Here is a 23,768-nt window from a genome sequence, read left to right on the forward strand (position 1 = left end):
CCCGATGAACCATGCCGAGATGACGCTGACCGCACTGGCTCGGGGAGGTGGTCTTCTCACCGGCGACGGCATTCTCGCGGGCGATGCGGAGTCGGTGCTGGCCCGTCGTGGGGGCGGTAGCAGCGTCAGCGTCGGTGGTGGCGGGATCCCGGAGTGGGTCTGGTACGTGATCATCGGCGTTGTCGTGCTGATCGTGCTGGTCGTGCTGATCCGCACGTTCAGTAGTTCCTCCGATCAGGCTGCGCCACAACAGATGCCGCCACAGCACATGGCACATCAGCAGATGGCGCCGCAGCCGTACCCGGCGCAATATCAGCAGCCGTATCCGCAGCAGCACCCGTCCGGCCCCGGCTACCCGCAGGCGCAGTACCCGCCGCAGTATCCGCAGGGTCAGTACCCGCAGCCGTATCCGCAACAGCAGCCGATGCCGTACCCGCAGCAGCAGCCGTACCCGCAGCAGATGCCGTATCCACAACAGCCGCAGTACCAGCAGCCTTACCGACACTGACGGATCGGCTCCGGCGTGGCCACCGGACTCGGTGACTACGCCTTGCGTCCCGAATGCGGAAGGTCAGCCGTCGCGGCGGGCAGCGGCGTGGACCGCGACGAGGCGGGCCTCGCGGATCGTGTTCCACAGCGGCCGCAGCAGGGATTCGTGCGCCCCGAGTGCGGTGGCCGAGGTGGGTGAGGACGCCGGCTCGTGCTGAGCGACGGTGAGGATCGCGGCCACATGATCGGCGGTATCGAGAATTCGCTTGGCGCGCAACGGGATCGAGTCGGGATAGGCGTGGCGCGCATAGGCCGCGAGCTGGGCCTCGATCTGTTCACGCGGATCGTCGTCGCCGTTGCCGACCGAGGTGGTGTGCAGTTGCATCAGGGCGTCGGCGGCGTCGCGTACCGATTCGCGCATGGTGTACTCGGCCTCGCCTAGCGACATGTCGTGACCCGCGATACGCGGCAGATCGACGCCGTAGACGGTCCACTGCAGGGTGTCGTCGTCGTCCCACTGCGGGATCAGGCCGGTGCCGGGCTCGCCGGGAACGCCGAGCAGCAGGCCCTCCTCGGCGTCGATCGCGTCGGCGGCGAACGCGGTGCCGACCGGCAGCCCACGGACGTCACCCGGTGCGGGCAGAACCAGGCGTAGCTGCGCCCCGGCCGGAGCCATCGCCTCGCGGATCACCTTGAGCAGCGGCATGGCGCCGTTGCCCGCCGCGCCGCGCGAGGTCCACGGCAGGTCCGTGCGTCCGCCGGTGACCGGGTCGCCCGCCGCGATGGTGTGGCGCGGCGCCCAGGCGTGCAGTGCCTCCAGCACGTCGTCGGGCGCGCTGGTACCGGCCAGCCAGGAGCCGGCCCACAGCGTCAGCGTGGCACTGGGAGAGCACATAATCATCGAGCATAAAGGTTCGCCCGCGATCGCGTGCGCGCACCGAGGTGGTCGATGGTGCCTACGCGGGTCATCGATTTCGGCGCCAGGACCCGCCTGACCTGCTGTGCGTTCACTCCGGCTCGGTCACGAAGTCGATGAGCCGCTCGACGGCGCCGATGAGTGGGGCTTCCAGATCCCGGAACGAGCCGACCGCATCGTAGACACGGCGCCAGCCCTGCTGCGGTGTTCCCCAGCCGAGACGCGCGCAGATTCCGGTCTTCCAGTCCTCGCCGCGCGGCACTGTCGGCCAGGCGTCGATGCCGAGCGCGGCGGGGCGAACGGCCTGCCAGACGTCGATGTAGGGATGGCCGGTCACCAGCACGTGCGGGCCGAGGCCGGTGGTCAGGTGCGTCTCCTTCGAGCCGGTCACCAGATGGTCGACGAGTACCCCTACCCGCGCGCCACGGCCGGGTTCGAACTCGGTGAGCCGGGCGCCGAGATTGTCGAGGCCCTCGAGGTGTTCGACGACCACGCCCTCCACCCGCAGGTCGTGGCCCCACACCCGTTCGACGAGCGCCGCGTCGTGCACGCCTTCCACCCAGATCCGGCTGGTCCGCGCGACTCTTGCCCGCAGGCCCTCGACGCGGGTGGACCCCGAGGCCGACCGTGCCGGCTGTTTCGGCGCGGTCGTGGTGGGCTTGGTCAGCGTGACCGGCTTCCCGTCGATCAGGAACGCGGCCTCGCGCATCGCGAACAACCGCACCGCCCCGCGCGCGTCCTCGAGCTTCACGAACTCGCCGTCGTAGCTGCGATCGAAACCGACTACGGCACCACAGAATCCGCTCGCCGCGTCCTCCACCACCAGGTCGCGTTCGGCACTCACTGTCGGCACCGGCTTCTTCTTGGTCCGATCGTGTCCGGAATAGATGTCGCCGTAGCTGTCTCGTGCACTCACGCCCCCGAAACTACCGCGCGCAGAACAGAGTGCGCCGCACCGCCGCACCGGGACCGGCGATCACACGAGCCCGCCCGCAAACCGGTCATCGGGGCTAGGCTGGCAGGGTGGCCGCAATAGTCTGGCTGATCGCGGGCATCGTTCTCGCGGCGGCCGAAATGCTCACCGGGGATCTCATGCTGCTCACGCTGGGCGTGGCCGCACTCGGCACGGCGGGCGTCAGCGCCGCCACCGACCTACCGGTGTGGGGCGACGCGCTGGTGTTCGCCGCGATGGCCGGTGTGCTGTTCCTCGGGGTGCGCCCGCTGTTGCGCCGCAAGTTCGGTACCCCGCCGCCCACGCCGACGAATGCCGATGCGCTGCCGGGGAAGTCGGCGCTGGTGCTCGAGCAGGTCGCGGAGTATTCGGGCCAGGTCAAGCTCGGTGGCGAGGTCTGGACCGCGCGTCCGCTCGACCCGAGTGAAGTGTACGAAGCCGGTGTGACTGTCTATGTGATGAAGATCGATGGCGCGACCGCCGTCGTCTGGAAGGGTCCCTAGCAATGGTTGCCTTGATCGTGGCCGCCGTCCTCGTCCTGTTGGTCGTGGTGGTGGTGTTCAAATCGATCGCCCTCGTCCCGCAGGCCGAGGCGGCGGTGATCGAACGGCTCGGGCGTTATTCGCGCACCGTGTCCGGTCAGCTGACGTTCCTCGTCCCGTTCGCCGATCGTGTCCGGGCGAAGGTGGACCTGCGCGAGCGGGTCGTGTCGTTCCCGCCGCAGCCGGTGATCACCCAGGACAACCTCACCCTGCAGATCGACTCGGTGGTGTATTTCCAGGTCACCAGCCCGCAGGCCGCGGTCTACGAGATCAGCAACTACATCGCCGCGGTCGAGCAGCTCACCGTCACCACGCTGCGCAATGTGGTCGGTGGCATGACCCTGGAAGAGACGCTGACCTCGCGCGATCAGATCAACAACCAGCTGCGCGGTGTGCTCGACGAGGCCACCGGCCGCTGGGGCCTTCGGGTGGCCCGCGTGGAGCTCAAGTCCATCGATCCGCCGCCGTCGATCCAGGAATCGATGGAGAAGCAGATGAAGGCCGATCGCGAGAAGCGCGCGACGATCCTCACCGCCGAAGGTAACCGCGAAGCGCAGATCAAGACCGCCGAGGGCGCCAAGCAGGCGGCGATCCTGACCGCCGAGGGCGGCAAGCAGTCCTCGATCCTGTCGGCCGAGGGTGAACGCCAGAGCCGCATCCTGCGCGCCCAGGGTGAACGCGCCGCCTCCTACCTGCAGGCCCAGGGGCAGGCGAAGGCGATCGAGAAGGTGTTCGCCGCCATCAAGAACGGCAAGCCGACTCCGGAACTGCTCGCCTACCAGTACATGCAGACCCTGCCGATGGTGGCCAAGGGCGATGCGAACAAGGTGTGGCTGGTCCCCAGCGATTTCGGCAAGGCGCTCGAAGGCTTCGCCCAGAACTTCGCCACCAAGGGCGAGGACGGCGTCTTCCGCTACGAACCGTCCGCCGACGAAGCCCCGGTGAAGATCGAAGACGACACCGACGTGGCCGACTGGTTCGAAACCGCCTCGGACCCCAAGATCGCCGAAGCGGTCCGCGCCGCGGAAGCCACCGCCCGCACCCCCGTCGAAGGTTTCGATTCCCCCGTACCCCGGCCGAAGACCTCAGTGGCCAAGGGCGACCCGGAGCTCCCGACCCCACCTCCGATCGCCCCGGCGGAACACCCCGCCCCGCGTCCGGACGACCCCTACGGTCGCCCCTGGCAGCCGCCGCAACACGGCTGATCCGAGCAGAGTACGGCCCCGGTGCGGACTTCCACGCCGGGGCCGTTTCTGTTGTGCGGCAACGCTATCGGGTCAGTGGGGAAGGGGAAGGAGTTCGACGAGGGAGCCTCGGCCGGTGCCGGGGGGAAGGATGGCCAGGGCTTGGCAGGCGATGAGACCGGCCAGGTGAGGGGTGTGCGCGGGGCCTGTGCTGCGCCAGACACCGCCGGGGTGTTGCTGGACGCCGACTATCCGGGTGGCTTCGCCTTCCATGACTCCGGCGTCGGAGAGGCGGCCCCACATGGTGGGGCCGGGCGTGCGCAGCGTGAGGGCGTCGACGATGGCCGGGCCGACGGCCAAGAGGGCCGCGACGGCGGCGAAGGGGTTGCCGGGCAGGCCGAGCAGGACCCGGCCGTCGGGGAGCTGGGCGACCAGGGTGGAGCCGCCGGGGCGGATCGCTATCCGTTCGACGATGATGCGGGCGCCGAGGTCGGCGAGCAGGGTGCGCAGGTGGTCGGCGGCGCCGCGACCGGTGGCACCGACCATGACGACCAGGTCGGCGTGGGATTTCAGGGTGAGCCAGGAGCGCAGCAGGTCGCGGCTGTCGGCCAGGTGCCACAGGCCGGTGCTCTCGATATCGCAGCAGCGCAAGAACTCCGGCATGACCGGGCCGAGGGAGTCGCGGGTTTCGCCCGGGCCGAGCGGGCCGACAGCGCGGATCTCGTCACCGGTCATCACCACGTCGGCGCGCAGAGGTCCACGCACGGTGACGGTTTCGGCTTCGGCGCTGAGTGCCGCCGAAGCGAGTGCCGGTGAGACGCGGGCGCCGGCGCGAGCCAATTCCGTTCCGCTGCTCCAGTGTTCGCCCTGGCGGCGGGTGTCGTCGCGCACCGGTGCGCCGGGCGCGCGCATCACCACCGGTTTGCCGGACACGCTCGTGGTCACGATGTGTTCGTCGCGCAGGGTTGCGGTGGTGCCCAGGGGGGTCGCCGCACCGGTCGCGATCCGTACCGCCTCGCCGGGTGCCAGCACCACCGAGCAGCCGCGCCCGGCGTAGCTGACCTGCTGGTGCAGCCGCCACCACGGTCCGGGGCCGGCCACCGCGTAACCGTCCATGGCGGCGCTGTCCACCCGTGGCAGGGGAGTGCCCGCGGCGAGGGCGACAGCCAGGGTCGCCCCCACGGCCTCGGCCACGGGTCGCTCACGCACCGCGATCGGCTCGAGCTCGGCGGCTATTCGCGCGCGCACCAGCCCCAGCCCACATTGCACCGCCGGAACTACGCCCACCCGTGCGCTCGTCACCACGTTCCGCCTTCCGAGGACCCGTCACCGATACTGGGACTCATCGTGCGCACCACCGATTGCCTGCGATTTTCTGGGCAGTTGCCTCGCGATGACGTTGTGCTCACGCGCGCGCATGCCGCTCGGTGCGCAGTTCGGCGTCACGAGCGGGTGACCCGCAGGTCTGCGGGCTGCGTGTTCCGACGTCCGGGCGGTCAGCGGCGGGGGAGGAGCCGGCGGGTTCGGTTCACGCTCCGGTGAGGGCGTTCGCCAGCTCGGCGGCGCGGTCGGCGATGGCGGTGCCCAGCTCGGCGGTGGTGGCGGTGCCGCCCAGGTCCGGAGTGCGGACCGTACCCGCGGCGAGCACATCGCAGACCGCGCGATCGACGGCAGCGGCAGCGGTGTGCTCGCCCAGGTGGGAGAGCAGCATGGCACCGGCGAGGATCTGGGCGACGGGGTCGGCGATACCCAGGCCCGCGATGTCGGGCGCGCTACCGTGCACGGCCTCGAACATCGACGGCGCGTCCGCCGCGGGGTTGATGTTGCCCGAGGGCGCGAGCCCGAGTCCGCCGGTGACGGCCGCGGCGAGGTCGGAGAGGATGTCGCCGAACAGGTTCGAGCCCACGATCACGTCCAGGCGATCGGGGTGGAGCACGATTTCGGCGGCGAGGGCGTCGACGTGCATCTGCCGGGTCCGCACCGCCGGGTACTCGGCGGCCACGCGCTCGAAAATACTGTCCCAGTAGGGCATCGAGTGGATGAGCCCGTTGGATTTCGTCGCCGAACAGAGCTTGCCCGAGCGTTCGGCGGCGCGGTCGAACGCATAGCGGATGATCCGTTCGCAGCCGGTGCGGGTGAACACCGATTCCTGCAGCACGAATTCGTCCGGCCTGCCCGGGTTGTGGATGCCACCGATCTCGGAGTACTCGCCTTCGGAGTTCTCCCGCACGATGAGAATGTCGAGGTCCTCGGCGGTGCGGTCGCGCAGCGCCGATTCCGTGCCGGGCAGCAGCCGTACCGGCCGCAGGTTGACGTACTGGCCGAAGGCGCGCCGCAGCGGAATCAGCAGGCCCCACAGCGAGATGTGGTCGGGCACCCCGGGGAATCCGACGGCGCCCAGCAGGATCGCGTCGAACCCGGCGAGCTGCTCGGGCCCGTCGGCGGGCATCATCGCACCGGTCCGCAGATAGTTCTCACAGGACCAGTCGAACTCGGTCCAGTTGATGCCCGGCAGGACCCGGTCGAGCACCTTCACCGCCTCGACGGTCACGTCGACGCCGATTCCGTCGCCCGGAATGGTCGCGATCCGGTATGTGCGCACGCTGTCTCCCTAAACCTTGACGCCGATGTATTTGGTCTCGAGGAATTCGTCTATCCCGGTGAAGCCGCCCTCACGCCCGAGCCCCGATTCCTTCACCCCGCCGAACGGCGCGGCCGGATTGGAGACCACGCCCTGGTTCAGGCCGACCATGCCCGTGTCGAGCGCTTCGCAGACGCGCAGGCCGCGACGCAGGTTCTCGGTGAACACGTACGCCACCAGCCCGTACGGGGTGTCGTTGGCGCGAGTGATGGCCTCGTCCTCGGTGTCGAACGTGCCGATCGCGGCGACGGGTCCGAAGATCTCGGTGTGGCACAACTCGGCGTCGTCGGGGACGCCGGTGAGCACGGTCGCCGGGTAGAAGGTGCCCGGTCCGTCGATCGCCGTGCCACCGAGCCGCACCTCGGCGCCGCGCCGGCGGGCGTCGGTCACGAGGTGTTCCACCTTGGCCACGGCGTCGGCGTCGATGAGCGGCCCGACGACAACGCCCGGTTCGGTGCCACGGCCCATCGGCAGTGCCGCCATCCGCGCGGCCAGTCGTTCGGCGAATTCCGCAGCGATGCCGCGCTGCACCAGAATTCGGTTCGCGGCCGTACAGGCCTGGCCGATATTGCGCATCTTGGCAGCGAGCGCGCCCTCGACCGCTTCGTCGAGATCGGCATCGTCGAACACCAGCAGCGGTGCGTTGCCGCCGAGTTCCATCGAGGTGCGCATCACGGTGCGGGCGCACTGCTCCAGGAGGAGTTTCCCGATGGCGGTGGACCCGGTGAAGGAGAGTTTCCGGGAACGCGGATCGGCGATGAGCGGTGTCATCAGCGCGCCGGGGTCGGCGGTGGTCACCACATTGACCACACCGTCGGGCACGCCCGCCTCGGCCAGGATCGCCGCGAGCGCCAGCATCGACAGCGGTGTTTGTTCAGCGGGCTTCACCACACAGGTGCAGCCGGCGGCCAGCGCGGGCGCGATCTTGCGGGCGCCCATCGCCATCGGGAAGTTCCACGGCGTGATGAGCAGGCTCGGCCCCACCGGCTGCTTCGTCACCAGAAACCGGGATCCACCCGTCGGCGCGGGCATGTAGCCGCCATCGAGGCGGACGGCTTCCTCGGCGAACCAGCGGAAGAACTCGGCGGCGTAGGCGATCTCGCCGCGCGCCTCGGTGAGCGGCTTGCCCATCTCGAGCGTCATGACCAGGGCGAGGCGTTCGGTGTCGGCCAGGAGCGCGTGGTGCGCGCGCATGAGGATGTCGCTGCGGGTGCGTGCCGGGGTGTCGGCCCAGGCCGCCTGGGCGGCGGCGGCCGCGGCCAGCGCGTCGAGTCCGTCGGACGGACTCGCGTCCGCCACCGCGCACAGCCGCGCACCGGTCGCGGGATCGAGGACGGGCAGCGTGGCGGCGGACTCACGCCATCGGCCCCCGATGAACAACCCCTGCGGAACGCTGTCGACCGCGGCCCGTTCGGCGGCGCTCAGGTTGTCGAGCAGCTGCGCGCTGCCCCCGGACTCGTCCATGCGGTGCCTGCCTCCCGACGCGGTGGATCAACCGTTGCTGTGAACCCTGCCGCCATGTTATGCATATTGTCAACAATCCGACAATAGACAATCTGGGGAGTCCTTGATGACCGAGCTGTCTCCCGTCCTGAAGCAGGCCACGCCCGTCCATGTCGACCACGGTGCTGGCTGCTACCTCTACGACACCGACGGTCGCCGGTACCTGGACTTCACCGCCGGGATCGGCGTCACCAGCACCGGGCACTGTCACCCCACCGTGGTCGCGGCGGCGCAGGCCCAGGTCGCCAGCCTGATCCACGGCCAATACACCACGGTGCTGCACCGGCCGCTGCTCGAGCTCACCGAGCGCCTCGGCGCTGTGCTGCCCGAGGGCTTGGACGCGCTGTTCTTCGCCAATTCCGGCAGCGAGGCGGTCGAGGCCGCGCTGCGGCTGGTCCGCCAAGCCACCGGGCGCCCGAACGTGATCGTCTTCCACGGCGGTTTTCACGGCCGCACCGTCGCCGCGGCGACCATGACCACCTCGGGAACCCGATTCTCGGCCGGGTTCAGCCCGCTGATGTCCGGGGTGCACGTGGCCCCGTTTCCGACCGCCTTCCGCTACGGGTGGAGCGAATCGGAAGCCACCGACTTCGCGCTGCGTGAACTCGACTACCTGCTCGCCACCCTCACCTCGCCCGCCGAGACCGCCGCGTTCATCGTCGAACCGGTGCTCGGCGAGGGCGGCTACATCCCCGGCAACACCCGGTTCTTCCAGGGCCTGCGTGAGCGCGCCGACCGGCACGGCATCCTGCTGGTCTTCGACGAGATCCAGACCGGCTTCGGCCGGACCGGAAAGTTCTTCGGCCACCAGCACTTCGACGTCCGCCCCGACGTGATCACCATCGCCAAGGGGTTGGCCAGCGGATTCCCGCTGTCGGGCATCGCGGCGTCGCGGGAGTTGATGGCCAAGGCCTGGCCGGGGTCGCAGGGCGGGACCTACGGCGGCAACGCGGTGGCCTGTGCCGCCGCGGTCGCGACACTCGAGGTGATCGAGGCCGAGGGTCTCGTCGACAACGCCGCCGTCCGTGGAGCGCAATTGCTCTCCGGTGTCGAGAGTCTCGCGACGAAGGCGATCGGGGACGTCCGTGGCCTCGGTCTGCTCGTCGGCGCCGAGTTCACCACGCCGACCGGCGAACCCGACACCGCGACCGCATCAGCCGCCCAGAAGGCCGCCGTCGACAAGGGGCTGCTGCTGCTCACCTGCGGGGCGCACATGAACGTCGTGCGCATGATTCCGCCGCTGATCGTCACCGAAACCCAGGTCGAGGATGCCCTGGCGATCTGGTCGGAAGTCCTCGCCGAGCTGTAGTCCCCCACGCTGTCCCCGCTCGGGTTCCGGGCGGGGACTCGCACCACAACCGGGGCAACCCCGGAATCCCGCACCGCACAGGAAGCAGGAGCCGATGGCCCGCTACATGAGCATCACCCTCACCAAAGCCGGCGTCACCTGCCGCGCGCGCCTGCTCGACGACGAAGCTCCGCGCACGTGTGCCGCCGTCTGGGATGCGCTCCCGCAGGAGGGCGACGCCTTCCACGCCAAATACGCCCGCAACGAGGTCTACGCGCTGGTGCCCCGCATCACGGCGGCCCCGCATCGCGAAAACCCCACCGTCACACCAATTCCCGGCGACGTCTGCCTCTTCGACTTCGAACCGTGGGAAATCGGCAACCCGGCCTACGGCTACGAACCGGGCTCCGCCGCCCACCACGCCCAGGGCGCCACCGATCTCGCCCTGTTCTACGGCCGCAACAATCTCCTGATCAACGGCGACCTCGGCTGGGTTCCCGGCAGCGTCTTCGCCACCATCGAAGACGGCCTCGCGGACTTGGCGGCAGCCTGCAACGGGCTGTGGTTGCGCGGTGTCGAGGGCGAGACATTGGCGTTCGCCCGCGCGTGAGACAGCGACCGCTGCGACGCCGCCGAATCCCTCGGCGGCGTCGAAAGTGGTGAACGCCCTCCACGTTTCAGGAGTTCAGCACGAACTCGGCGTGCCGGGCTACCGCGAGGATCAAGTCGTCGGAATGCCGGGGGCCGACGATCTGCAAGCCCACCGGCATTCCGGTGCGAGTCGTGCCGACCGGGATGCTGATGGCGGGTTGCTGCGTCATGTTGAACGGGTAGGTGAACGGGGTCCAGTCCGGCCAGCCGCGCAGCCCGCTGCCCGGCGGCACATCGTGGCCGGCCTCGAACGCGGTGATCGGCATGGTCGGGGTGATCAGGACGTCGTAGGCGGTGTGGAAGGTGCCCATCGTGATGCCGACTTCCGCCGCGACATGGCGGGCGTCGAGATAGTCCACGGCGCTGACAGCTTCGCCGCGAGCCCAGACCGCGCCCAAGCCGGGATCCACGTTCGCGCGGGAGCCGGCCGGGAACTTCGACAGCATGGTGGCCGCACCCGCCGCCCAGAGGGTTTCGAAGGCTTCGCGTGGGTCGGCGAATCCGGGATCGACCGCATCGATGGTCAGATCGGCCTCGGCCAGGCGCCGCACCGCGCTCTCGACGATCTCGGCCACCTCCGGGTCCACCTGGGCGTACCCGAGCGTGGCGGAGTAGCCGACCGACAGCCCGCGCACATCCCGCTGCATCTGACTGCGGAAGGTCGTCAAGGTGGGCGCCAGCGCGGTCGGGTCACGCGGATCCGGCAGCGAGAGGATGTCCATCAGCAGCGCCGCGTCCTCGACGGTGCGCGTCATCGGCCCGGCATGGGCGAGGGGCCCGAACGGGCTGGCCGGGTACAGCGGCACCCGCCCGTGTGTCGGTTTGAAGCCGACGATCCCGCAGAACGAGGCCGGAATACGGATGCTGCCGCCTCCGTCGGTGCCCACGCTCACCGGCGTCATCCCACCCGCCACCGCCGCCGCGCTGCCCCCGGACGATCCGCCCGCGGTCGTCGCGGGATCGGCGGGATTGCGGGTGACGCCGGTGAGCGGACTGTCGGTGACGCCCTTCCAGGCGATCTCCGGGGTGGTCGTCTTGCCGACGAACACCATCCCGTCCTCGCGCAGCCGAGCGGCGACCGGACTGTCCACCAGCCACGGCCCGCCCGCGTCGACACAGGTGGAACCACGCAGGGTCGGCCAGCCTTCGGTCAGGAAGATGTCCTTGATGGAAATCGGCACACCGTCGAGTAACCCGCGCGGATGGCCCGACTGCCAGCGCGCCTCGGAGTCCTTCGCCTGCACCAGCGCCCGGTCCGGATCGACCAGGCAGAACGCGTTGAGAGCGCCGTCGCGGGCCGCGATGGCGTCCAGGCAGGCTTGCGCTGCTTCGACGGGGGAGAGCTGCCCGGCCGCATAGGCCGAGACCAACTGAACCGCCGTCAGCACGGTGGGATCGGTGGGGAGATCGGGCTGCGTCATGGCGGGGCTCCTTCAGCCGGGCACGTACCCGAGCGTCTTGTCGACAACGTTGTCCAGCGGCAGTCCGGCTTCCCACCTGCCGAAATTGTCGGTGAATGCGCGGACGATCTCGGTGCGCCAGCCGTGGAAATCACCCGAATTGTGTGGCGTGAGCACCACGTTCGGTAGATCCCAGAGCGGATGACCCACGGGCAGCGGTTCCGGATCCACCACGTCCAGTGCGGCCGCGGCGATCGAACCGTTGCCGAGCGCGGCGACGAGATCGTCGGTAACCACTAATTCCCCGCGCCCGACATTGACAAACCTGGCATGCGGTTTCATGGCCGCGAACGCGGCGGCGTCGAACATGTGCCGGGTCCGCGCGGTGAGCGGCGCGATCGCGATCACGTAGTCCGCGCCGGGTAGTTCGGCGTGCAGGTCGTCGCTGATGGTGCCGAAATCCGGGTCACCGGAGCGGGCGCGGCGCCCGACCCCGCGCACCGTCATGCCCGCGGCGCGCAGCAATCGCGCGGTGGTGCGGCCGATCGAGCCGGTCCCGACGATCAGTGCCGTGGTCCCGGCCACGCGTTCGGATTCCCGGTGCCGCCACTCGTGCCGCTGCTGCAACCGGATCGAGCCGGGCAGGTCCTTGGCGAACGAGATGATCTGTCCGAGGACATATTCGGCGATGGCCGTATCGAAGACATTGCGGGTATTGGTGACCACCACCTCGGATGCGCGCAGCTCCGGGAACATCACCGGGTCCACGCCCACACCGCCCATGTGCAGCCAGCGCAGGCGATCGGCGCTGGGCCACGCACCGGGAACGGCGCGGGTCTGGAAGTCGTAGACGAACAGCACATCGGCGCCGTGTAGCGCATCGGCGAGCCCGTCGGCCTCGGTGTAACGCACGTCGGCGCGCTCGGCAACGGGGGCCATGAGGTCCGATTCGGGCAGGCTGTCACGATGTAGGACGGTGACAATCGGCCCGTTTTCCACATTGACACCGTACGATCAGATCGTATGATTGTCAACAATCCGATCGTGTTCGGAGGTCTGCCCGGCTGAGCGCGAGAGGGGCCGCAGTGGAGTTCAGCTTCCCGGACATCGACGGGCCGGTAGCCCAACGAGGTATCGGCGTGATCGCGCCGTTCGACCTCGCCCTCGAACGGGAACTGTGGCGGTGGGCGCCCCTGGAGGTGAGTCTGCACCTGGCCCGCACACCCTATGAACCGGTGCCGGTCTCCCTGGCGATGGCCGAACTCGTGTCCAACCCGCTGCACCTCACGGCGGCCACTCACGACGTGCTGCACGTGGAACCGGAAGTCGTTGCCTACCTGTGTACTTCGGGCAGTTTCATCAACGGGCTCGCCTACGAACGATCCCTGCGGGAAACGATCTGCCTGGCCGGCGCACCGGACGCGGTGACCACCTCCGGCGCCCTGGTGGAAGCGATCAAGCACCTCAACATCACCCGCATGTCGGTGATCACCCCGTACGACGAGATCCTCACCGGCAAACTGCACGAGTTCCTCGACGAAGCGGGCTGCACCACGATCAAGTCCGATCATCTCGGGCTCGGCGGCGGCATCTGGAAGGTCAACTACCGCACCATCGCCGAACGGATACTCGGCGCCGACGACCCCCGCTCGGAAGCGATCTTCGTCAGCTGTACCAACCTGCCGACCTACGACGTGATCGAGCCACTCGAACAGGCACTCGGCAAACCCGTCCTCACCGCCAATCAACTGACCATGTGGGCCTGCCTCGGCCGGATGAAACTCCCGATGATGGGCCCAGGAAAGTGGCTCGTCAATGTCTTCTAAAACGAATGAGGACGCGACATTCTGCCCAGGAAAGTGGCTCGTCAATGTCTTCTGAACGGAGCGAGATGCACACGCCCACCATCGGATTCATCTACCCCGACCACGCCGCCGAGGACGACTACCCGCGTGCCGCGGCCCTGCTCGGCGCCGCGTTGCCGGTGGCCCACATCTACGGCACCGACCTGCACGCCGTCCCCGAACTGCTCGATCTGGGCAGCCCGGAGAAGCTGAGCCACGGCGCTTCCTTGCTCGCGGCCGAAGACCCCGCCGCCGTGGTCTGGGCGTGCACCTCGGGCAGTTTCGTCTACGGGCCACAGGGTGCGCGCGGTCAGGTCGAGAGCCTTGCCGAGGCGACCGGAGTGCCAGCCTCGAGCACGAGTTTCGCGTTCGTCGAAGCGGCGCGGGCGCTCGGTGTGCGGCGCGTGGCTGTGGTCGCGAGCTACCCCGAGGAGGTGGCACGGTTGTTCGTCGACTTTCTCGCCGACGCGGGCATCGAAGTGGTGTCGATGTCGAGCGCCGGGATCGACACCGCCGCCGAGGTCGGCACCCTCACTCCCGACCAGGTCCTGACCCTGGCCGTCACCAACGACCACCCCGACGCCCAGGCACTGCTCATCCCGGATACGGCGATGCATACTCTCGAGGTGCTCCCGAAACTCGAGGCCGCGCTCGGCAAGCCGGTGCTGACGGCGAACCAGGTCACCATCTGGGAAGGTCTGCGGCTGGCCGGGGTCACCGCGGTCGCTCCCGAGCTGGGCGCGTTGTTCGCGGAGGGGAGTCGCCATGTCGATCATTGATTTCGAGCCGGTCAACCAGCAGTCCACCGCGGAGATGATCGCCGACCGCCTGCGCGAGGCGATCATGCGCGGCGCGATGGCGCCCGGCGCCCAACTCGGGGAAGCCGACCTGGCAACCAGTTTCGGCGTCTCCCGTGGACCCGTGCGCGAGGCCATGCAACGCCTCGTGCAAGAGGGCCTGCTGTTCAGCATCCGCAACCGCGGCATCTTCGTCATCGAACTCACCACCGACGACGTCATCGACATCTACCGCGCCCGCACCGCCCTGGAAGGCGGTGCGCTCGACCTCATCCTCGACGGCCGCCGCGACATCGCCTACGCCGCACTGCGACCCAGCGTCACCGCCATGCGGCGCACCGCCGAGGCCGGCGATGCCGCCGGTGTCTCCGATGCCGACCAGGCCTTCCACGAAGCGCTCGTCACCGCCGCCGACAGCCCCCGCCTCGTCCGCGCCGCCCGCACCCTGCTCATCGAAACCCGCATGTGCCTGGGCGCTCTCCAAACCACCTACCCCGACCTGCGCGAACAAGCCCGCGAACACGTCGAACTCCACGAGGCGATCGGCGCCGGCTCACCCGAGCGTGCTCGCGCTCTGCTCGTGGAACACATGGACGACGCGGTGCGGCGCCTGCGCGACCGCTAGCTTCGTTGCCCCCGTCGTCACGTCGGTCCGTCGTGGCTGAGCCGGGAGCGGGTGACGTGCGAGGCGATGGTGCGCGACGGGCAGAATGGACGCGTACGAACACCCCGACTCCCACCAGGAGCTCTCGTGGACAGCGAACAGCGGACACGCGCACAGGCTTTCGTCGATCTGCACCGCGACGGCTGCTTCCTGTTGCCGAATGCCTGGGATGCGGGGAGCGCGCGGATCCTGGAGTCGGTGGGATTTCCCGCCATCGCGACCACCAGCGCGGGGGGTCGCCTTCTCGTTCGGTCGACCCGATCACGACTTCTTCACCGAGCACGGTGAGCACGGCCGCGTGGATCGTTCGACGATGATGCGGCGGATCCACGAGATCACCGGCTCCGTGCGGGTGCCGCTCAGCGCCGATCTCGAGGAGGGGTACGGGCCGGACGCCCAGGATGTGGCGACCACCCTCTCCCTCGCCATCGACGCCGGTGCGGCGGGCGGCAACATCGAGGACTTCACCGGCGACCGAACCACGCCGCTGTTCGACGAGGTGCACGCGGTGGACCGGGTCCGGGCGGCGCGCGCGGCGGTGGCCGCCAGCGGTGAGCCGTTCGTGCTCGTCGGCCGTACCGACGCGCTGCTCGTGGACGCCGGTCTCGACGAGGCGATCCGCCGCGCCAACTCCTACCTCGCCGCGGGCGCGGACTGCGCCTTCGTCCCCGGGGCGGCCGACGCCGCCACGATCGCCACGCTCGTCGAGGCGATCGACGGACCGCTCAACGTCGTCATGGGCCTGACCGGTGGCGGCCTGTCGATGGCCGAACTCGCCGACCTCGGCGTCCGCCGGGTCACCGTGGGCGGCAGCATCGCCCGCCTGCTCTACCGCCATCTGCTCGACGCGGCCACCGAGCTCTCCGAGCACGGCACTTTCACCTACGGCGACACCCAACTCACCCAGACGGCGCTCAACGCCCACTTCACCGACCGCACCTGACGGGTGAGCTCGCTCGTCGGTCTCATCAGGAAGTGGGCCGGGCACCTCGCAGGTCGAGGAGCATGCCGAGGTACCCCATTTCCTGACTTTGGGATTGGGCCATGGCGCGGGCGGCCTGTTTCACCGGGCCCGAGGTGAGCAGGGTGTCGGCGGCGCGGGCCATCGTGACCCCGCCCGCGTGATGGCGGTACATCAGTTGCAGGAACAAGGTTTCGGCGTCGGCCGCACGGGCCACCGCGAGGGTGTCGAGGTCGGCGATGGTGGCCATACCGGGCATCGTGGTCGGCGCGGCGGTCGAGTGGTGGTGGGTTCCCGCCATCCAGGTCATCGGGACGTCGGCCGTGGGGGCGGCGCCCGCCAGCTGGGTCCAGCCGAGCAGGGTGCCGATCTCCACGCGCTGAGTGTCGGCGATCTGGGCGGCCAGCCTGCGCACGGTGGGATCCGCGGCCGGGTCGAGGCGCTCGGTGAGGATCAGCGCCTGCTGGTGGTGCGCGGTCATGTCCTGGACGAAGCCCAGCTCCGTCCTGGTGAGAACCGGTGCGGGCGTGGCTGTCTCGGTGACGAAGAGCGGCCGCAGGGCCGCCCCGAGTGCCAGCAGGAAGAGGACAGCGGCCCCGGCGAACGCCACGCGGATCACCCGGTTCACGGTCACGACCCGACCGTGGACTGCTGATTCGCGGGCGGTGTGTACACCTCGTTGTCGAGCTGCAACACCATGAACCCGTTGTCGGAACAGGTGACATACAGCTGATCGCCACGCCACTCCGGCGGGGACAGGCACCAGTCCGTGGACAGGTCGCCGAACGCGATATCGCCGGCCCGCGCGGTCAGCACCTGCGCGGGATCGAACAGCCCCTCGGCCATCGACCGCAATGCCGCCGGGGCGCTCATCACCGGAATGCCGATGATCGAGGCCAGGGCATGGGGCGAGTTCCAGATCTCGAGATTGCGTCCGGTGCGGGCAGGCGGGTTGAAGTAGGCGATCTCGCGGATGTCGCCGGGATCGCGGACGTCGAACACCCGGATACCGGAGGAGATCCAGCCGCAGGCCATGGCGGTCGGATCGTCGGGACGGTCGGCGGTGCAGTAGTGCGATTCGTAGGAGAACGCCGAACCGCCCATCGAGGAACCGATGCCTGCGTCGATATTGGCGGGCAGGTTGATCTCGAGTTTGATCTTGGCGGTGATCCGGGGCGCGCTGTCGTCGGACACATCGATGAGTTTCACGCCACCGGAACCGCCCTCGTCGACCGTGAACAGGTGGGGCACACCGTCATAGGTCACGGGCACGCTGTGCTGGGTGGCCCAGCCGTCGGTCCAGAACGTGCGGCCGAGATGGGGGACATGTGGATTCGGGTCGCGGCGTTGCACCGCGCTCACATCGAGCACGGTGAATCCGCCCAGGGCGGAGATGTAGAGCCGGTTTCCGTCGGGGCTCACCCCGAGCCCGTGTGCCTCGATCCCCGTCAGCCCCTGCCAGATCACCCGGGGATTCGCTGGATCGGCGAGGTCGATCGCACTGAGAAAACCGGGGACAAGGCCCGACGCCCAGTATGTGCGCCCGTCGGGGGAGAACCCGCCCTCGTGTGTCGTGATCGGTAGCGGCATCAGCAGATTCGAGCCGGTCCCGGGATTGAGCAGCCGGGGATGCGCGCAATCGGAGATGTCGTACACCGACAGGTATCCGGCTCCGATGCCGACCGGCACACCCGTCCCGACGAGCAGTTTGCGAGCCGTGTTGACCTTCAACGTCTCCCAGGTGCCAGCCAGCATGGCGGGTTCGGCGAGGGTCGCGGTCAGCCTCGGATTCGCCGGATCGGAGACATCGAGGACCTGGACACCGGGGTGCTCGCTGAGCATGTTGCCGGGGAAGAACGTGCCCATGTAGGCGCAGTGCTCGAAACTGGTGGAGGTGATGCCCGCTCCGCGCCCGGCGTAGCCCCCGACCATCGACATATTGCAGCGGTAGCCCTGGGTGCTGCGCCCGCTGTCCCGGTCACCGGCGGGCACGTCGCCCTGCAATCCGTTCTCCGGCAGCGATCCGGGTCCACAATCGGCCCGCGGCACCGCCGTTCGGCCCACATCGAGGAATTCCTGCACCGCGCCGCTCAGGTCGGCGCCGAAATCGGCTGACGCACCGGAGGGCAGGCCGACGGCCACGAGTGCGGTGATCGCGGCTGCCGCCACAATCCGCACCAGCGAATGTCGTCGGCTGTTCGGCGGTGCCGCACCGGAATCGCCCGGCGGAATCGCGGGCCCGGCCTCGGGTCGTGTGTCGGTGTGCGGACGTGATGGCATCGTTGCCCTCCCGAATCAATGATGCGGCCAACACAACTGGCTCAGACAGTTGTGCCGCATCACGAATAGTAAGCCGGTCGAATGGTTGCCGAAGGGTGTTTCGGGGAACAGGGTGTTGGGCGGGGCTCGCGCTTACCTCGGGTCGCCACCCATACGCTGTACGGTTGCTCTGCACGACCAGCGCGTCTGAAAAGGCGGGGAGTTTCCGCGATCGGAGAGGACTCGGACCCATGTCGAACGATGTCGTAGGAAGTTCCGGCACCGCACCGCCGCCGGGCGGATCGGTAGCCGGTGGGTCGCCGGGCAAGCCGAGGCTGGATCTGCTCATCTTCTGCGCCACCGCGATCGGCGCACTCGCCTTCGTCGCCTGGGGTGTCCTCGACGACGAGAGCCTCGCCTCCGCGGCGAGCACCGCTCAGAAGTGGGTCATCACCAATACCGGCTGGTTGTTCGTGCTCACCGCCACCGCGTTCGTGGTGTTCGTGATCTGGCTGGCGATCAGCCGCTACGGCCGGATCCCGCTGGGCGCCGACGACGAGAAACCCGAATTCCGCACCGTGTCGTGGATCGCGATGATGTTCAGCGCCGGCATGGGCATCGGCCTGATGTTCTGGGGTGTGGCGGAACCGTTGTCGCACTTCGTGAACCCCCCGCCGCACACCGCCGAGCCGGGCTCGCCGGCCGCGGCGGAGGTCGCCATGGCCACCACGCTGTTCCACTGGACACTGCACCCGTGGGCGATCTACGCCGTCGCGGGCTTGGCCATCGCCTACGGCACATTCCGAAAAGGCCGCTCGCAGTTGATCTCCTCGGTGTTCCGCCCGCTGCTGGGCCGGCACGCCGACGGCATCGGCGGCCGGGCGATCGACATGATGGCGATCTTCGCGACCCTGTTCGGCTCGGCGGCCTCCCTCGGCCTCGGCGCGCTGCAGATCGGCGCGGGCATGGAGTTCAACGGCTGGATCGACGGCATCGGAAAGATCGGTCTGGTGGCGATCATCGCGGGCCTGTCCGTGGCCTTCGTGCTGTCGGCGGTCTCGGGCGTCGAACGCGGCATCCAGTGGCTGTCCAACATCAATATGGTGCTGGCCCTTGCGATCGCGGCGTTCGTGTTCATCGCGGGCCCCACACTGTTCGTCCTCAATATCCTGCCCACCTCGATCGGTGACTACATCGAGGGCCTGCCGACCATGGCCTCGCGCACCGGCGCCGGTGACGACGCGATGCAGACGTGGCTGTCGAGCTGGACCATCTTCTACTGGGCCTGGTGGATCTCGTGGACGCCGTTCGTCGGCATGTTCATCGCGCGGATCAGCCGTGGCCGCACCATCCGTCAGTTCGTCACCGGCGTGCTGCTGGTGCCGAGCGTGGTGAGTCTGCTGTGGTTCGCGATCTTCGGTGGTGCGGGCATCGCCGAACAGGCCGAACACGGTGACCTCACCGAACCGGACGGCTCGGTCGACTCGAACTTCGCGCTGTTCCACCTGCTGGACCAGTACCCGATCACCTCGGTGACCACGGTGGTCGTGATGATCCTCGTCGCGATCTTCTTCGTCTCCGGTGCCGACGCGGCCTCCATCGTGATGGGCACCCTGTCCGAACGCGGCAGCATCGAACCGTCGAAGTGGGTCGTCATCTTCTGGGGCGCGGCCACCGGCGCGGTCGCCGCGATCATGCTGGTGATCGCCGATTCCGACAATCTCGGCGGCGCTCTGACCGGCCTCCAGGCGTTGACCACCGTGGTGTCACTGCCGTTCCTGGTGGTGATGGTGGCGATGTGCGTGTCGCTGTACAAGGACCTGCGCGACGACCCGCTGATCCTGCGCATGGATCGCGGCATCGAACTGGTCGAGGTCGCCGTCGACCAGGGCACCGAACTGCACGAGGGTGACTTCGCTCTCGTCACCGAGGCCTCGCCGGACAAGGTCGAAGTCGCCGACGATCCCCCCGTCGCCGGTACCGAACGCGGCTAGTCCGCGGCGTCGATCCTGGCCTGCGCCGACGACAATTCGGCGCAGGTCAGTCGCAGGCGATCCCGCAGTGCGTCCGCGGATTCGGCGATCGCCGCCTGGGATCGGACGTACTCCGCTCGTCCGGCCGGTGTTTCGATGCGCACCGGCTCGTAGCCGAAGCCCGACAGATCGTAGGGGCTGGCCCGCATGTCGAGTTCCCGTGCGGTGCAGGCGAGTTCGAAGCAATCGAGCAGCAGGTCCGAGGAGATCAGGGGTGCGAGCTTGAAACCCCACTTGTAGAGATCCATATTCGCGTGCAGACAGCCCGGCTGCTCCCGCTGCACCTGGTCCGCGCGAGTGAGCGGTTCGGCATTGCGCCCCACCGCCTCCGGGGTGAAGAACCGGAACGCGTCGAAGTGCGTGCACCGCAACGACATCGACTCCACCACCGCGTCCGTCCCCGAGTGTCCCAGACGCAGCGGAACCTGCTGATGCCGCACGTCGTCAGTGCGATAGACCATCGCCCATTCGTGCAGCCCGAAACACGACAACTGCGCCGGACGTCTCGCTGTCGCGGCGAGCAGTCCGGACACGAACCCGATCGTGTCGCGCCGCTTGGCGAGGTAGGCCGGGTCGGCCGTGAACACTCTGTGCTCAGCCGGATGCTCGTAATACCCCCGCGCACCCTTGTAGTCACCCGCATCGCACAGTCCGACCCCGAACCCCGGATGCCATCGCCGCAGCTGCGACGGCTTATGGCCGTAGTAGGTGAACAAGAAATCGATGACCGGATGGGTGGTGCCCGCCGCCCGCCGCTCCAGGTACGGCCCGACCAGCCGATCGAGCCGGTCACGGTGTGCGCGCGCAGCGACCCGCCACTCGACCGCCGGCAATACCCGCAGGTCGAGAGCGTGGTCGAGATTGTCCTGCGTGCTCACCCGGTTATTCTCCCGCACCGGTTCTTCGCGGTGGATTCACCCCGAAGCGGGTCCGCGGAGTATCGGCAGTCTCAGGTCGCCCGAGCGGTGCGCACCACTGCGTCGCGGGTGCTGACGGGAGCGGCCAGTGCTCCGGCGAGCATGTCGATGATGTCTCCCCACGCTCGCGCGTCCGCGGCGCGCGCCTCGCCCGCCTCCGCCGCGCGTTCGTGGTCGGCCAAGAGCGCGAAGAGCATCGTGGTCAGTGCTCGCAAACGGCGCACCCGCAGCCGTGGTGGCAGGGTGGTGAGCTCCCGGTCCAGGCCCTGCATGATCACCCGCACGGAGGTGCGGCCCGCACTGTCCAGATTGGCCGCGTCGGAGACGGCCGGGTGGGGGTGGATCTGTTCGAGAAATCGCGCGTAGTGGCGGATCCCGTGCCGCTCGCCGAGCTCGAACATGGGCACCACCAGGGCTTCGAGAAGCCCGTGCAGGCCCGGCGGTCGGTTCGAGCCCGCTTGTTCGGCGAGCAATTCCAGTCTCCGCACCTCCAGCGTGGCCAGCCGGAACTCGACCACGGCTTCGATGAGCCCGTCGCGGGATCCGAAGTGATACTGGATCGCTGAATTGTTTCGCTGACCTGCGGCAGCGGCGATATCGCGCAGCGGCACCGACCGTCCGTGCTCGGCGATCAGACGCTCCGCCGCGACGATGATGCGCTCCCGCGCTGTTGTCCCTGCCACAGTCCGCACAGTAGCCGTTCCCCGGCAAGAATGAGAGCTGATCCTTGACAGTTAAGCAATAGTTCTTAAAACTGCGTGTGACCGCAGACACATGCGGCGATATTCGGAGAGGAACTTGCGCCATGATCCTGGATGCCTTCCGGCTCGACGGTCGCGTTGCCATCGTCACCGGAGCCGGCCGCGGTATAGGCGCGGCCACCGCGCTCGCGCTCGCCGAAGCCGGTGCCGACGTCGCCATCGCCGCCCGCACCACCGAACAGCTCGACGAGGTCGCCGGGAAGATCCGCGCCCTGGGCCGCCGTGCCGTGACCGTTACGGCGGATCTGTCCGACCTGGCCGCAGTGAAGGCCTTCGCCGACACCGCCGCCGCCGAACTGGGCCGCATCGACATCGTGGTCAACAATGTCGGCGGCACCATGCCCAATACCTTCATGACCACCTCCCCGGAGTTCCTGGAGGAGGCTTTCCGCTTCAATGTGTCCACCGCGCACGCGCTCACCCAGGCCGCGGTACCGCACCTGCTGGAGTCGGACAACGCCTCGGTGGTCAGCATCTCCTCGATGATGGGCCGCACCGCGGGCCGTGGTTTCCTCGCCTACGGCACCGCCAAAGCCGCTCTCGCGCACTGGACCCGGCTGGCCGCCACCGACCTGTCGCCCCGCATCCGCGTCAATGCCATCGCGGTCGGGTCGGTACTCACCTCCGCGTTGGATGTCGTTGCGAGTCAACCCGAGATCAAGGCCGCGATGGAAGCCGCGACCCCGCTGGGTCGGCTCGGCGAGCCCTGGGAAATCGCGGCGGCCATCGTCTACCTCAGTTCCCGTGCGGGCGGCTACGTCACCGGCAAGATTCTCGAGGTCGACGGCGGCATCGAAAGCCCCAATTTCGAACTCGGCCTGCCCGACCTGTGATCCACTCCCGCGCAAAGGATCTGACATGACCTACCGTGTAATCCAATGGAGCACCGGAAACGTCGGTGCGCGAGCACTGCGTTCCATCATCGCCCGGCCCGAACTGGAACTCGTCGGCGTGTGGGTATCGAGCGCGGCCAAAGCCGGGAAGGACGCGGGCGAGCTCGCCGGGCTGTCCGTCGTCACCGGCATCACCGCCACCACCGATGCCGACGCCCTGGTGGCCATGAAACCCGACTGCATCGTGCACACCGCCATGGCCGACGACCGGCTGATGGAATCGGTCGAGGACCTGAAACGGTTCCTGCGCGCCGGCATCAATGTGGTCTCGAGCAGTCCGGTCTTCCTGCAATACCCGTACGGCACCCTGCCCGACGAGGCGATCGCCCCGATCGTCGCGGCCGCCGAGGAAGGCGGTGCGTCCCTGTGGGTCAACGGTATCGACCCGGGCTGGGCCAACGACTGGCTGCCGCTGCTGCTCTCCAGTGGCTCCGAACGGATCGACCGGATCATCTGCTCGGAGATCATGGACTATTCCACCTACGACAATCCCAAGGTCGTCTTCGACATCATGGGATTCGGCAGTGACCTCGACGCCCTGCCCATGCTGCTGCAACCCGGCGTCCTCACCCTTGCCTGGGGCAGCGTCATCCGGCAGCTCGCCGCCGCGCTCGATATCGAACTCGATTCCGTCACACAGCATTTCGAACGGCTACCGGCCACCGGTGAGCTGACTGTCGGCGACCGCACCATCACCGCGGGTACGGCCGCCGCGCTGCGCTTCCAAGTCCACGGCATCCGCGCCGGCCGCGAGGTGCTGACCCTCGAACACGTCACCCGCCTGCACCCCGACCTGGCTCCCGATTGGCCACAGCCGACCGGAAAGGGTGGCTACCGGGTCGAAATCCAGGGCGAACCGGACTACCGGCTCGACCTTCAGCTCACCAGCGACGGTGACCACGCTCTCGCCGGTGTGGTCGGCACCGCCGCCCGCCTGGTCAGTGCCGTCTCGGCCGTGGTCGAGGCCCGTCCCGGCCTGCTGACCGCCACCGATCTGCCCCTCACCACCGGCCGTGGACTGGTGTCCTGACGGCCCGCCGTTCCGCGACTCGACTGGTGCCGAAAATCTAGAA

At 68.7% G+C, this 23,768-nt stretch carries 24 protein-coding genes; 13 read left to right on the top strand and 11 right to left on the bottom strand.

Features of this window, described 5'->3' with window-relative positions:
- Positions 1 to 4: 4 nt before the first annotated feature.
- A complete protein-coding gene (locus tag ACWF99_RS09155; RefSeq protein WP_452535565.1) occupies positions 5 to 508 on the top strand; it encodes a hypothetical protein in 504 nt (167 codons plus the stop codon).
- A 63-nt stretch (positions 509 to 571) separates the two neighbouring features.
- On the opposite strand, the gene ACWF99_RS09160 is transcribed toward ACWF99_RS09155, so the two are convergent.
- Both ACWF99_RS09160 and ACWF99_RS09165 read right to left on the bottom strand, forming a co-directional pair.
- Positions 572 to 1,384: a hypothetical protein gene (locus tag ACWF99_RS09160; protein ID WP_378627170.1), complete on the bottom strand. Its 813-nt coding sequence runs from the start codon at positions 1,382 to 1,384 to the stop codon at positions 572 to 574.
- A 112-nt stretch (positions 1,385 to 1,496) separates the two neighbouring features.
- Positions 1,497 to 2,321 carry a DUF3097 domain-containing protein gene (locus tag ACWF99_RS09165; protein ID WP_378627171.1) on the bottom strand — a complete coding sequence of 275 codons (825 nt, stop codon included), beginning with the start codon at positions 2,319 to 2,321 and terminating at the stop codon, positions 1,497 to 1,499.
- A 107-nt stretch (positions 2,322 to 2,428) separates the two neighbouring features.
- On the opposite strand from ACWF99_RS09165, the gene ACWF99_RS09170 reads away from it, so the two are divergent.
- Together ACWF99_RS09170 and ACWF99_RS09175 are read left to right on the top strand one after the other, a co-directional pair.
- A complete protein-coding gene (locus ACWF99_RS09170; protein ID WP_378627172.1) occupies positions 2,429 to 2,860 on the top strand; it encodes an NfeD family protein in 432 nt (143 codons plus the stop codon).
- A gap of 2 nt (positions 2,861 to 2,862) precedes the next feature.
- Complete coding sequence (locus ACWF99_RS09175; RefSeq protein WP_378627173.1) at positions 2,863 to 4,104, top strand: SPFH domain-containing protein; 1,242 nt, start codon at positions 2,863 to 2,865, stop codon at positions 4,102 to 4,104.
- A 72-nt stretch (positions 4,105 to 4,176) separates the two neighbouring features.
- Here the strand turns inward: ACWF99_RS09175 and ACWF99_RS09180 are convergent, their stop codons facing one another.
- From ACWF99_RS09180 to ACWF99_RS09190, 3 genes are all read right to left on the bottom strand, one after another.
- The gene (locus ACWF99_RS09180) at positions 4,177 to 5,385 is read right to left on the bottom strand and encodes a molybdopterin-binding protein (RefSeq protein ID WP_378627175.1); all 1,209 of its coding nucleotides are present in this window, start codon (positions 5,383 to 5,385) and stop codon (positions 4,177 to 4,179) included.
- A gap of 226 nt (positions 5,386 to 5,611) precedes the next feature.
- Complete coding sequence (locus ACWF99_RS09185; protein WP_452535566.1) at positions 5,612 to 6,685, bottom strand: tartrate dehydrogenase; 1,074 nt, start codon at positions 6,683 to 6,685, stop codon at positions 5,612 to 5,614.
- 9 nt (positions 6,686 to 6,694) lie between these two features.
- The gene (locus tag ACWF99_RS09190; protein ID WP_452535567.1) at positions 6,695 to 8,188 is read right to left on the bottom strand and encodes an NAD-dependent succinate-semialdehyde dehydrogenase; all 1,494 of its coding nucleotides are present in this window, start codon (positions 8,186 to 8,188) and stop codon (positions 6,695 to 6,697) included.
- 106 nt (positions 8,189 to 8,294) lie between these two features.
- On the opposite strand from ACWF99_RS09190, the gene ACWF99_RS09195 reads away from it, so the two are divergent.
- Both ACWF99_RS09195 and ACWF99_RS09200 read left to right on the top strand, forming a co-directional pair.
- Positions 8,295 to 9,536, top strand: coding sequence for an aspartate aminotransferase family protein (locus tag ACWF99_RS09195; protein ID WP_452535568.1), 1,242 nt, complete (start codon positions 8,295 to 8,297; stop codon positions 9,534 to 9,536).
- Positions 9,537 to 9,630: 94 nt separating this feature from the next.
- Complete coding sequence (locus tag ACWF99_RS09200; protein WP_358072207.1) at positions 9,631 to 10,125, top strand: DUF3830 family protein; 495 nt, start codon at positions 9,631 to 9,633, stop codon at positions 10,123 to 10,125.
- Positions 10,126 to 10,192: 67 nt separating this feature from the next.
- Here the strand turns inward: ACWF99_RS09200 and ACWF99_RS09205 are convergent, their stop codons facing one another.
- Positions 10,193 to 11,587: an amidase gene (locus tag ACWF99_RS09205; protein WP_452535569.1), complete on the bottom strand. Its 1,395-nt coding sequence runs from the start codon at positions 11,585 to 11,587 to the stop codon at positions 10,193 to 10,195.
- 12 nt (positions 11,588 to 11,599) lie between these two features.
- Positions 11,600 to 12,565: a D-2-hydroxyacid dehydrogenase gene (locus tag ACWF99_RS09210; protein ID WP_452535570.1), complete on the bottom strand. Its 966-nt coding sequence runs from the start codon at positions 12,563 to 12,565 to the stop codon at positions 11,600 to 11,602.
- Between the two features lie 86 nt (positions 12,566 to 12,651).
- On the opposite strand from ACWF99_RS09210, the gene ACWF99_RS09215 reads away from it, so the two are divergent.
- The 5 genes from ACWF99_RS09215 to ACWF99_RS09235 all read left to right on the top strand — a co-directional run bounded on the left by ACWF99_RS09215 (position 12,652) and on the right by ACWF99_RS09235 (position 15,814).
- Entirely contained in the window at positions 12,652 to 13,392 is a 741-nt protein-coding gene (locus ACWF99_RS09215) for a maleate cis-trans isomerase family protein (RefSeq protein WP_378627184.1), read from the top strand.
- 65 nt (positions 13,393 to 13,457) lie between these two features.
- Positions 13,458 to 14,189, top strand: a complete 732-nt coding sequence (locus ACWF99_RS09220) for a maleate cis-trans isomerase family protein (protein ID WP_452535962.1) — start codon at positions 13,458 to 13,460, stop codon at positions 14,187 to 14,189.
- Positions 14,176 to 14,832: a GntR family transcriptional regulator gene (locus ACWF99_RS09225; protein WP_452535571.1), complete on the top strand. Its 657-nt coding sequence runs from the start codon at positions 14,176 to 14,178 to the stop codon at positions 14,830 to 14,832. Before ACWF99_RS09220 ends, ACWF99_RS09225 begins: the two co-directional genes overlap by 14 nt.
- A 66-nt stretch (positions 14,833 to 14,898) precedes the next feature.
- Entirely contained in the window at positions 14,899 to 15,159 is a 261-nt protein-coding gene (locus tag ACWF99_RS09230) for an isocitrate lyase/phosphoenolpyruvate mutase family protein (protein ID WP_452535572.1), read from the top strand.
- Positions 15,041 to 15,814, top strand: coding sequence for an isocitrate lyase/PEP mutase family protein (locus ACWF99_RS09235; protein WP_452535573.1), 774 nt, complete (start codon positions 15,041 to 15,043; stop codon positions 15,812 to 15,814). Before ACWF99_RS09230 ends, ACWF99_RS09235 begins: the two co-directional genes overlap by 119 nt.
- A 25-nt stretch (positions 15,815 to 15,839) precedes the next feature.
- Here ACWF99_RS09235 and ACWF99_RS09240 read toward each other — a convergent pair whose 3' ends face one another.
- Together ACWF99_RS09240 and ACWF99_RS09245 are read right to left on the bottom strand one after the other, a co-directional pair.
- Positions 15,840 to 16,466: a DUF305 domain-containing protein gene (locus ACWF99_RS09240; protein ID WP_452535574.1), complete on the bottom strand. Its 627-nt coding sequence runs from the start codon at positions 16,464 to 16,466 to the stop codon at positions 15,840 to 15,842.
- A complete protein-coding gene (locus ACWF99_RS09245; protein WP_452535575.1) occupies positions 16,463 to 18,112 on the bottom strand; it encodes an LVIVD repeat-containing protein in 1,650 nt (549 codons plus the stop codon). The genes ACWF99_RS09240 and ACWF99_RS09245 overlap by 4 nt, the downstream gene beginning before the upstream one ends.
- A gap of 230 nt (positions 18,113 to 18,342) precedes the next feature.
- Between ACWF99_RS09245 and ACWF99_RS09250 the strand changes: the two genes are divergently transcribed.
- Positions 18,343 to 20,085: a BCCT family transporter gene (locus tag ACWF99_RS09250; RefSeq protein ID WP_378627192.1), complete on the top strand. Its 1,743-nt coding sequence runs from the start codon at positions 18,343 to 18,345 to the stop codon at positions 20,083 to 20,085.
- Here the strand turns inward: ACWF99_RS09250 and ACWF99_RS09255 are convergent.
- Positions 20,082 to 21,002, bottom strand: coding sequence for a 3-methyladenine DNA glycosylase (locus ACWF99_RS09255; protein ID WP_452535576.1), 921 nt, complete (start codon positions 21,000 to 21,002; stop codon positions 20,082 to 20,084). The two genes, ACWF99_RS09250 and ACWF99_RS09255, sit on opposite strands and share 4 nt — an antisense overlap.
- A gap of 71 nt (positions 21,003 to 21,073) precedes the next feature.
- The gene (locus ACWF99_RS09260) at positions 21,074 to 21,724 is read right to left on the bottom strand and encodes a TetR family transcriptional regulator (protein ID WP_452535577.1); all 651 of its coding nucleotides are present in this window, start codon (positions 21,722 to 21,724) and stop codon (positions 21,074 to 21,076) included.
- A gap of 122 nt (positions 21,725 to 21,846) precedes the next feature.
- Between ACWF99_RS09260 and ACWF99_RS09265 the strand changes: the two genes are divergently transcribed.
- Both ACWF99_RS09265 and ACWF99_RS09270 read left to right on the top strand, forming a co-directional pair.
- The gene (locus ACWF99_RS09265; RefSeq protein ID WP_378656167.1) at positions 21,847 to 22,635 is read left to right on the top strand and encodes an SDR family oxidoreductase; all 789 of its coding nucleotides are present in this window, start codon (positions 21,847 to 21,849) and stop codon (positions 22,633 to 22,635) included.
- Between the two features lie 25 nt (positions 22,636 to 22,660).
- Positions 22,661 to 23,725, top strand: coding sequence for an NAD(P)H-dependent amine dehydrogenase family protein (locus ACWF99_RS09270; protein ID WP_452535578.1), 1,065 nt, complete (start codon positions 22,661 to 22,663; stop codon positions 23,723 to 23,725).
- The last annotated feature ends 43 nt before the right edge of the window (positions 23,726 to 23,768 follow it).

It is taken from the genome of Nocardia sp. NPDC055002, assembly GCF_053608825.1.